The organism is Herbaspirillum sp. B65 (assembly GCF_000333555.1).
GTDB lineage: Bacteria > Pseudomonadota > Gammaproteobacteria > Burkholderiales > Burkholderiaceae_D > Herbaspirillum > Herbaspirillum rubrisubalbicans.
The window spans coordinates 1-10,506 of the sequence record NZ_BADI01001076.1 but is presented as its reverse complement, the minus strand read 5'-3'; the positions used below and the strand labels follow the sequence as shown (position 1 = coordinate 10,506).

The window sequence follows — 10,506 nt, the reverse complement described above, 5'->3', positions numbered from 1 at the left end:
GCCTTTTCTTTGCCCCTNAGCATTGCTTCTGGTATCCCGCGCGCAGCCGCGTTCGGGATTGAAACGGGAAGCCGGTGCGGTCGGCGCAAACAGCGTCGCCCCAAGCCGGCGCTGCCCCCGCAACGGTAAGCGAGCCAAGACAGGCAAGACGCCACTGTGCCAAGTGCATGGGAAGGTGCCTGTCCCGAAGCCCAGGCTTCAGCTCGCCAGCCCGGAGACCGGCCAGTGGCAACTCTTGAATGCATCGCGGAGGGCGATCATGCGGAAAGCTTCCATCATTTCCCGTCACTGTGACTCGGTGCTGCCCGCTGCGATGGGCGGCGGGATGATGCATGGGCGCTGCCGTGTGGCGTACTTCGTTCACATCAACCGCCCAAGGAAAACGCATGTCCCATACTTCCGGTCTCAAGACCAGCCCCAGCATCGACTCCACCGCATCGGCCAGCCAGGTCTGGCGCGACCGCATCGCGCCCGCGCTGCTGGCCTTCGCGCTGGGCGTGGCACTGATCTACGGCGCTGGCTTCGCCTCCAAGGTCGAGCTGCATAATGCCGCCCACGATGGCCGTCACTCGGCCGGCTTCCCCTGCCACTGAGGAGCGCCTGATGAACTGGACCGTATTCAGACGCATGGCCTCGGCCGTGGTCATCGCAGGCGCCTTGTCGGGCGTGCTGCTCTCGGGGGTGCAGCAATTCCAGGTCGAAAAGATCATCCTCAAGGCCGAGGAATATGAAAAGGCTGGCGAGGCTGCTGTCACCCAGGCGCAGCAGCACGACCATGATCATGATCAGGCCACCGCCACCAGCGCCCACGCCCATGAACATGCCCACGACGCCGACGCCTGGGAGCCCGCCGATGGTGCCGAGCGCACCGGCTACACCGTGCTGGCCAACGTCAGCATGGCGGTAGGCTTTGCGCTGATGCTGGTCGCCGCCTTTGCCCTGAGCGGTCGCACCATCAGCTGGCGCAGCGGCCTGCTGTGGGGCCTGGCCGGTTACGGCGTGTTCTTCGTCGCCCCTTCGCTGGGCCTGCCCCCGGAAGTACCCGGTACCCTGGCCGCCCCGCTGCACGCACGCCAGTTGTGGTGGGTGATGACGGCGGCCATGACGGCTGCCAGCCTGGGCCTGTTCGTCTTTATGCGCGGCTGGCCCTACAAGCTGGTGGGCGTGCTGCTGCTGGTGGTGCCGCACCTGGTCGGCGCGCCCCAGCCCGAGGTCCATGGCAGCGTGGCACCGGAAGAACTGGCACAAGCCTTCATCCACGCCACCGCCCTGGCCAATGCCGTATTCTGGCTGGCCCTGGGCGGCCTGACCGGTTTCTTCTATCGCCGGTTCGGCTGAGCAACGCCGGCGTCGCGGCGCCTTTGAAAGAGAAGTCATGAGAACTCATCACCGCCACGTACTGATGTGCGTGGGCCCGCGCTGCACCGACAATGGGGTGCTGGCCGAAGCCATGTTCGGCGTGCTGGGCGAACAGATCGATGCCCGTCCCGAACTGCGCGTCAAGCGCACCCGCACCCATTGCATGGTGGCCTGCAAGGCGCAGGCCCCGGTAGTGGTGGTCTATCCCGAGGGCGTGTGGTATCGCTGCGAAGATGCCAGCGCCATCGAACGCGTGGTGGTGGAGCACCTGGAAGGCGGGCGCGAAGTCACGGACCTGATCTTCCACCGCCTCGGTAGCGGCGATGTCCACCCTGAGACGGAGGCCAGCGATGTCTGACGCCCTGGCCCTGGCCCGGATTGTGCTGCTCACGCACGCGCCCACCGACCTGGCCATGCTGGCGGCAGCACGCGGCCAGTTGCCGGCCGATTTCCCGCCCGTGGCCGGCTACGACCTGCAAGGACTGCAAGCCCACACTGATGAAGACGGCCAGCCGCTGCGCACGCTGGCGGCCCTGCTGCGCACCGAACTGGCCGGTGCCCAGGTGATCGTGCTGCGCATCCTGGGGCCTCTGGGTGCGGTATCCGGCTTCCCCGAACTGCTGCGCCTGGCGCGCGCCCAAGGACGGCAACTGATCGTGCTGTCCGGCACCGGCGAGCCCGATGCCGAACTGGCGGCCACTTCCACCGCCCCGGCCGACGTGCAGCAACAGGCGCTGGCCTATTTCAACGGCGGCGGCAGCGTCAACCTGGCGCAGTTGCTGCGCTGCCTGTCGGACCGCCTGCTCTTGAGTGGTTATGGCTACGAACCGGCGCAAGCCTTGCCGGAACACGGCCTCTATCATCCCGACCTGGAGCAGGGCGCCGGCATCGCCGACTGGCTCGGCCTGCGCGCACAGGCGCCCAGCGGCAAGCCGGCGGTGGGCATCATCTTCTATCGGGCGCACTGGCTGTCGGGCAATACCGGCTTCATCGATGCGCTGGTGGCGGCGCTGGAAGCGCGTGGCATGGACGTACTGCCGGTGTTTACTTCCTCCTTGCGCATCTCGGCTGCCGATGCCCAGGCTTTGCCCCCGGCGCTGGCGTATTTCGCCACCGGGCAGGTCGATCTCATCCTCAACACCACCTCCTTTGCCATGGGCGAGATCACCGCAGGCGGTGTCACCCCCGCTGGCTGGTCGGTCTCGGTGCTGGAACAACTGGACATCCCGGTGCTGCAAGCCATCACCAGCGGCATGAGCCAGGCACAGTGGCAACATTCCACACGCGGCATGAATCCGCTGGACGCCGCCATGAACGTGGTCCTGCCCGAGTTCGATGGACGCATCATCGGCGTGCCGCTGTCCTTCAAGCAGAGTACGCCAACCGGCGCCGTGCATTACCAGCCGCTGGCCGATCGCGTGCGCCGCATCGCCGGTCTGGCGCAGCGACTGGTGCGTTTGCGCCGCACGCCCAATGCGCAAAAACGTATCGCCTTCATCTTTCACAATTNNCCACAGCAGGCCGCGCAGATCGGCAATGCCGTAGGCCTGGATGCGCCCGAGTCCCTGATGGCCGTGCTGCGCGCCCTGGCCGCAGAGGGTTATGCCATTGACGAACTGCCCGCCAGCGGCACGGCACTGATCCACGAACTGGTGGACCGCTGCTCCTACGACGATATCCTGCTCACCGAAGACCAGTTGCGCCGCGCCGCCGCGCGCATCCCGGCACAGCGCTATGCGCAATGGTTCGCCGCCTTGCCGCCCGCCTTGCAGGCGCGGATGCAACGGCAGTGGGGCGCCGCTCCAGGGCAAGCCTACGTGCATGATCAGCATCTGGTCATCGCCGGCCTCGACCTGGGCAATGCCTTCGTGGCGCTGCAACCGCCGCGCGGCTATGGCATGGACCCGGACGCCATCTACCACCAGCCCGACCTGGCGCCGACCCATCACTACTACGCCCTGTATCGTTGGCTGGATGAAGAATGGGGCGCGGATGCCATCGTCCATGTCGGCAAACACGGCACTCTGGAATGGCTGCCCGGCAAGGGCGTGGGATTATCTGAAGAATGCTTCCCGGATGCCCTGCTGGGCGACGTCCCGCTGTTCTATCCCTTCATCATCAACGACCCCGGCGAGGGCTCGCAGGCCAAGCGTCGCGCCCATGCCGTGGTGGTAGACCACCTGACGCCGCCGATGACCACCGCCGACAGCTACGGCGCATTGGCGCAGTTGACGCAACTGGTGGATGAGTACTACCAGGTCGAGGTGCTGGACCCGTCCAAGCTGCCGCTGCTGCAACAGCAGATCTGGGAACTGGTGCGACAGACCAATTTGGATACCGATCTGCAGTTCAAGCTGCTGCATCACGATCATGACCATGACCATGACCACGGGCATCATCATCATGGTCATCACCACCATCACGACCACGGCGCGCATGATCACCACGATCATGCGCATCACGACCATGCGCACGAAGCAGACCAACTGCCGCACGCACTGACCGAACTGGACGGTGCCGGCGTGGCCCACCTGATCGAGGATCTGGACGGCTATCTGTGCGAACTGGGCGCGGCCCAGATTCGCGACGGCCTGCACATCCTGGGCCGCACGCCCGATTCGCAGCAGATGCCCGACATGCTGGTGGCCTTGACCCGCCTGCCCAACCAGGACCTGCCGGGCTTGCAGGAAGAACTGGCCAAGCTCTTCGGCCTGTCGCTGGACATGCTGCTGGAACACAAGGGCCGTCGCCTCAATATCGACGATACCCTGGCCCGCGTTGCCGGTCGTGCCATCGTCACCCGCGCCGATGCGCTGGAAGCCATCGATGCACTGTGCCTGGCCCTAATGCAGGCGCTGCAACAGCATGGCTTTGCCGTGACCGCCATCGACGACGTGCTTCAGAGCGTGCTGGGGACATTGCAAAAGGCCCCGGCAGAGCACCAGCCACGCCTGCAACCGGCCTTGGCCAAGGGGCCGGGCAGTGTGCTGGGGGCCATGCGCAGCCTGTCGCGTTCCGCCGCCGCGCCCGCTGCTGCACCCGTCAAGCGCACCGCTGCGCAGATCCAGACCAAGGCCAGCGACACCAGCGCCTTGCGTCGCGTGCTGGTCTTCACCTGCGAACAACTGGTGCCGCGCCTGCTGCGCACCGAGGAAGAAATCAGCAATCTCCTGCATGGCCTGCGCGGCGGCTACATCCCGGCCGGCCCCAGTGGCTCGCCCACGCGTGGCATGGCCCATATCCTGCCCACCGGTCGCAATTTCTATTCGGTCGATCCGCGCAGCGTGCCCTCGCAATCGGCCTGGCGCGTGGGCCAGCAACTGGCGCTGGAAGTGCTGCAACGGCATCACCGCGAGAGCGGCGACTATCCCGAGAGCGTGGCCATCAGCATCTGGGGTACCAGCGCCATGCGTACCCATGGCGACGATGTGGCGCAGATCCTGGCGCTGATGGGTGCACGCCCGATCTGGCGCGAGGGTAACCGCCAGGTGGCCGGGGTCGAACTGGTGCCGCTGGCGCAGTTGCAGCGTCCGCGCATCGATGTCACCACCCGCATCAGCGGCTTCTTCCGCGATGCCTTCCCGCAGTTGATCGAACTGATCGACGATGCCGTGCAACTGGCCATTGCCGCCGATGAACCGGAGCACATGAACTTCGTGCGCAAGCATTACCTGCGCGACCTGCAAGCGGCCGTGGCCAGCGGCATGGGCCAGGCCGAGGCAGCCGCCCAGGCCTCCTATCGCGTCTTCGGCGCCAAGCCCGGCAGCTATGGCGCCGGCATCCTGCCCCTGATCCAGGAAAAGAACTGGCAGGACCAGGCCGACTTCGCCGAGGCCTACATCAACTGGGGCGGCTACGCCTATGGCCGCAAGGTACAGGGTGCGGACCAGCGCCAGGCCTTCCGCCAGCGTCTCTCGGGCGTGCAGGTGGCCTTGCACAACCAGGACAACCGCGAACACGACATCTTCGACAGCGACGACTACCTGCAATACCACGGCGGCATGATCGCCACCATCCGCGCCTTGTCCGGCCAGCAGCCGCGCCATTACTTCGGCGACAGCCACGACCCGCAGCGCGCCGCCGTGCGCGACCTCAAGGAAGAAACCCTGCGCGTCTTCCGCGCCCGCGTGGTCAATCCCAAGTGGCTGGCCAGCATCCGCCGCCACGGCTACAAGGGCGGCCTGGAACTGACCGCCACCGTCGATTACCTGTTCGGTTACGACGCCACGGCGCAGGTGCTGGAGGACTGGATGTACCAGCAACTGGCCGAGACCTACGGTTTCGACCCGGAGATGCGCGCCTTCCTGGAACAAGCCAATCCCTGGGCCCAGAACGCCATCGCCGAACGCCTGCTGGAAGCCGCCAGTCGCGGCATGTGGCAAACACCACCGGCACAGACCATCGAACAGTTACGCACACTTTACCTGCACAGTGAAGCCCTGCTGGAAGCACGCGGCGAGACCGTGCGCGGCAGTGAACATACCAAGGACATGCAATGACGGCCGTGAATGCCTATCCCTTTGCGGCCATCGTCGGTCAGCCCCTGCTGAAGCAGGCGCTGCTGCTGTGTGCGGTCGATCCCGGCATCGGCGGCGTGCTGGTGCGCGGCGACAAGGGCACGGCCAAGAGTACTGCTGCCCGTGGCCTGACCCAGGTACTGCCATCGATTGCGCTCAACCAAGGCTGCGCCTTCCATTGCGCGCCGGGCCAGCCAGCTGCGGCCTGTTCAGTCTGCAATGCGGAAACTGTACCGGTACAGCACCAGGCCAGTGTACCCTTCGTGACCTTGCCCTTGGGCGCCACTGAAGACCGCGTGTTGGGTTCGCTCGATCTGCAACAGGCCCTGCAAGGCGGCCAGCGTGCGTTCCAGCCGGGCCTGCTGGCCGCTGCCCATCGCGGCATTCTCTACATCGATGAAGTCAACCTGCTGGCCGATCACCTGGTGGATGTGCTGTTGGATGTGGCGGCCATGGGTGTCAATTCGGTGCAGCGCGAAGGGCTGTCGGTGAGCCATCCGGCCCGCTTCACGCTGATCGGCACCATGAACCTGGAAGAGGGTGACCTGCGCCCGCAACTGCTGGACCGCTTCGGCCTGATGGTCGAAGTGACTGCGCCCACCGACAAGACCGTGCGTGCCGAGGTGGTACGCCGACGCATCGCCTTCGAGGCCGACCCCGCCGCCTTTGCCGGCCGCTGGCAAGCGCAGCAGGACGCCTTGCGCACCGAGGTCGCCCAAGCCCAGCGCCTGCTGCCTGAGGTCGCATTGGACGATGCCATGCTGGAACTGATCAGCCATCTCTGCTGCGAGTTCGAGGTGGCCAGCCTGCGCGCCGACATCGTCATGCACAAGACCGCCCGCGCCATCGCCGCCTTGCAGGCTCGCACACGGGTCACGCCCGACGATGTGCGCGAAGCCGCCTTGCTGGTACTGCCGCATCGCCGTCGCCGCAAGCCCTTCGAGCAGACCGGCATGGACCAGGACCAGCTCGATGAACTGGTGGACCAGGCACGCCAGCCCCAGCCGCCTGCCCAAGCGCAGCAGGGCGATGAGCAGAAGGGCGATGAGCAGCAGCCACCGCAACAGCAGGATCAATCGCCGGATCAACCACCGGAGCCACCACCAGACCAGGAAGGCGAGGGCGGCCAGCAGACCTTTGCCGTCGCCGCCAGCGGTAGCGCGCGCAAGATCAGCGTGGTTGCCACGCCCGCGACCGCGGCCCATCTTCCCAGTGGCCGCCGCAGCACCATCGCCGACGCCAGCCGGGGCAGCGCCCTGCGCGCCGTGCCCGACCCCAATCCAGAGCGCCTGGCCGTCGGTGCTACACTGCGCAGCGCCGCCGTGCGTGCTGCACTGGCAGAAGACCCTGGTGCGGCCGGCGAACGCCTGAGCGTGCAGCGTGAAGACCTGCATCGCCAGGTGCGCAACGGTCGTGGCGCCAACCTGATCGTCTTCGTGGTCGATGCCTCCGGCTCCATGGCTGCGCAACGGCGCATGGAAGCCGTCAAGGGCGCCGTGCTGGCGCTGCTGACCGATGCTTACCAGCGGCGTGACCAACTGGCCGTGATCGCTTTTCGTGGCGAGCAGGCGCAGTTGCTGCTGGCGCCCACCCGCAGTGCCGACCTGGCCGAGCAGGGCTTGCGCGAACTGCCCACCGGTGGCCGCACGCCCTTGCCGCACGCGCTGCAACTGGCCGCGCAACTGCTGCAACAGTCGCGCCAGGAAGCGCCGCCGCTGCTGGTGATTCTCTCGGACGGCAAGGCCAATGTGGCCCTGCCCGGCAGCAGTGGCGATGCCTGGGCGCAGACGCTGGCCGCAGCCCATACGCTGGCCGCGCAAGGCGTGCCGGCGCTGGTGCTGGATACCGAATCAGGTTACTTGCGCCTGGGCCGTGCGGCCCAACTGGCCGAGGCGCTGGGTGCGCCTTGCCTGACCCTGGAACAATTGACCGGCGACGCCCTGGCGTTGACCGTGCGTGCGCAACTGGGCGCGCGCTGAAAGGAAAGAACGTGATCATCTGTATCGGTGCCGGCCCCGGCGACCATTCCTATCTCACCATGCGCGGCGCCGAGCTCATCCGCAATGCCGACGTGGTGGCCGGTTTCAATGCCGTGGTGGACGTGGTCCAGGAACTGATCCCGCCGACCGCACAAGTGGTGTTGATGGGCTACCGTGACCAGGTCGCCAAGCTCGATGAAGTGGCGGCCCTGCATCATGCCGGCAAGCGCTGCGTGGTGGTCTTCATGGGCGATATCCACTTCAGCGGCTTCCAGTACCTGGAGCGCGTGGAGCGCGCCTGCGGCCACCGCGTGGAAACCCTGCCGGGCATTTCTTCGGCCCAGATCCTGGCTTCCAAGGCGCGTGTGTGCTTTGATGAAACTACCTTCATCACCTTCCACCGGCGCGGCGATCTGGAGCCCTTCAAGCGCCATTTGGTGAACGTATTGAACGATGGTCGCAATGCCATCGTCATCCCCTGTCCGTGGGATGCGGCACGTTCCTTCATGCCGCGCCATATCGCCAGCTATTTGCTGCAACAGGGCGTCAGTCCCGACCACCCCACCGAGGTCTGGGAAAACCTGACCCGCGGCGACGCCGAATGGCACGGCAAGCTGGCCGACTGCGCCGGCATCGAATTCAGCGACATGAGCATCATGCTCATCCGCACCTTGACGCCCATGGCCAGCCAGATCGAACCGCCGCCACAGACGGCCAGTGGAGTGCCGGCATGAGCAGTGCGCGCAAGTCAGCCGTGGTGATCGCCGGCCACGGCAGCCGCGACCCCGATTCCCTGCGCCAATTCGAGGCGCTGGTGGAACTGGTGCGTGAGCGTGCGGGCGAGCGCATCGTGCGCCATGGCTACCTGGAATTTGCCGCTCCCACCATCGCCCAGGCGGCTGTGGCTTGTATCGAAGATGGCGCCAGTGAGGTGGCCGTGGTCCCCGGTGTGCTGCTGGGGGCACGCCACGCCAAGAACGACCTGCCGGCCGAACTGCTGGCCCTGGCGCGTGATTATCCGCAGGTCGATTTCCACTTCGGTGCGCCGATGGATCTGCACCCGCTGCTGCTGCAACTGGTGCAGCAGCGCGTGGTGGAGGCCGAGGCCGGCTCCGAGGAGATCATCCATCGCCAGGACAGTTGCCTGGTACTGGTCGGTCGTGGCACCACCGATCCCGACGCCAATGGCGAGATCGCCAAGCTGGCGCGCATGGTGCAGGAGGGCATGGGCTTTGGCGGCGTCAAGGTATGCTTCTCCGGTACCGCCACGCCGCTGGTGTGCGAGGGGCTGTCACAGGCCGCCGGCGAAGGCTGGCAGCGGCTGGTGGTGCTGCCGTTCTTCCTCTTCGATGGCGTGCTGGTCAAGCGCATCTATGCCGCCGCCGACGAACTGGCGCAGCGCGAACCGGGCGTGGAAGTGCTCAAGGCCTCCTACCTGGGGGTGCACGCGCATGTGGCTGACGTCATGCTGGAACGCGCGTGCGAAGCGGCCGAAGGTCGTGCTGCCATGAACTGCACGCTGTGCAAGTACCGGGTGCAGATCGTCGGTTTCGAGCAGCAGGTGGGCGAGCCGCAACGCGCCCATCATCTGCCGGTGCGCGACCTGTCGGCGCGCGAGCAGGCCGCGTCGCTACCCGCACGTACCGCACCTTATGTGCCGCATCCGATCGAGGCCGAGAGCATGGAGATCATCCAGGCCGGGCGCGACTGGAGCGGCTTTCCAACGCAACACCTGACGGTCTTGCAGCGCCTGGTCCATACCAGTGGCGACTTTGCGGTGGCCGATGAAATCTATTTCTCCGCTGGTGCGGCCCAGGCCGGCATGAAGGCGCTGCTGCGCACCAAGCGAGTAGTAACGGATGTGACCATGGTGCAGACCGGCTTGAAACGCGCTGTGCTGGAACAACTGGGCATTGAAACCTGGTGCGGGGTGCATGATCCCGAATCGCATCTGATGGCGCAGAACCTCGGCATGACCCGCTCGGCGGCCGGCATTCGTCGCGCTTGGCAAAAGTTCGGCAACGACCTGGTGCTGGCCATCGGTGACGCCCCTACCGCCATCACCGAAGCCGTGCGGCTCATCCGCGAGCATGGCTGGCGGCCGCAACTGGTGATCGGCTTGCCGGTGGGCTTTGTCGGTACCCGCGAGAGCAAGGACGAACTGCGTCGCTGCCTGCAAGTGCCGCGCATCACCAACAGCGGCACGCGCGGCGGATCGCCCTGGGCTGGCGGCACATATGAAGGTTTGTTCTACCAGCCCACCGTGTTGGCGGATGTGAAGCCGGGGATGCGCGTTTTTGATGAAGAAATCTTCGGGCCTGTGGCCAGCGTGATCTGTTATGACAGCCAGGAGCAAGCCATTGCCCTGGCCAACCAGAACCAGGGTGGATTGGCTGCCGGCGTCATCTCGCGCTCGGTAGGACGGGCCATGGCGGTGGCCGCGCAACTGCGCCAGGGCATGGTCCACGTCAACGACCAGACCGTCAACGACGAATGCATCAATCCCTTCGGCGGCCCCGGCATCGCCGGCAACGGCACCAGCGTGGGCGGCCCGGCCGACTGGGAAGAGTACACCCAGTGGAAGTGGATCACGGTCAAGCAGGAGGCCAGCGCCTATCCATTCTGAATTGTCCCGTTGTCGTCGTAAAAAG

7 protein-coding genes and 1 riboswitch are annotated in these 10,506 nt (G+C 66.1%); all 7 genes read left to right on the top strand.

Going from position 1 to position 10,506, the window contains the following annotated elements; translation table 11 throughout:
* The first annotated feature begins 12 nt into the window (after positions 1-12).
* A riboswitch (cobalamin riboswitch) is annotated at positions 13-241 on the top strand.
* Positions 242-386: 145 nt separating this feature from the next.
* The 7 genes from I5W_RS25595 (at position 387) to I5W_RS25565 (ending at position 10,481) form a co-directional block, all read left to right on the top strand.
* Positions 387-593 carry a CbtB domain-containing protein gene (locus tag I5W_RS25595; RefSeq protein ID WP_017450317.1) on the top strand — a complete coding sequence of 69 codons (207 nt, stop codon included), beginning with the start codon at positions 387-389 and terminating at the stop codon, positions 591-593.
* Between the two features lie 10 nt (positions 594-603).
* Entirely contained in the window at positions 604-1,338 is a 735-nt protein-coding gene (locus I5W_RS25590; protein ID WP_044531367.1) for a CbtA family protein, read from the top strand.
* Positions 1,339-1,375: 37 nt separating this feature from the next.
* Entirely contained in the window at positions 1,376-1,717 is a 342-nt protein-coding gene (locus I5W_RS25585; RefSeq protein WP_026051898.1) for a (2Fe-2S) ferredoxin domain-containing protein, read from the top strand.
* A complete protein-coding gene (locus I5W_RS25580) occupies positions 1,683-5,858 on the top strand; it encodes a cobaltochelatase subunit CobN (RefSeq protein ID WP_044531366.1) in 4,176 nt (1,391 codons plus the stop codon). Before I5W_RS25585 ends, I5W_RS25580 begins: the two co-directional genes overlap by 35 nt.
* Positions 5,855-7,855 carry a putative cobaltochelatase gene (locus tag I5W_RS25575; protein ID WP_044531365.1) on the top strand — a complete coding sequence of 667 codons (2,001 nt, stop codon included), beginning with the start codon at positions 5,855-5,857 and terminating at the stop codon, positions 7,853-7,855. The genes I5W_RS25580 and I5W_RS25575 overlap by 4 nt, the downstream gene beginning before the upstream one ends.
* A complete protein-coding gene (locus I5W_RS25570; RefSeq protein WP_244216492.1) occupies positions 7,852-8,589 on the top strand; it encodes a cobalt-precorrin-7 (C(5))-methyltransferase in 738 nt (245 codons plus the stop codon). Before I5W_RS25575 ends, I5W_RS25570 begins: the two co-directional genes overlap by 4 nt.
* Entirely contained in the window at positions 8,586-10,481 is a 1,896-nt protein-coding gene (locus tag I5W_RS25565) for a precorrin-8X methylmutase (protein WP_083893631.1), read from the top strand. The genes I5W_RS25570 and I5W_RS25565 overlap by 4 nt, the downstream gene beginning before the upstream one ends.
* Positions 10,482-10,506: the final 25 nt, after the last annotated feature.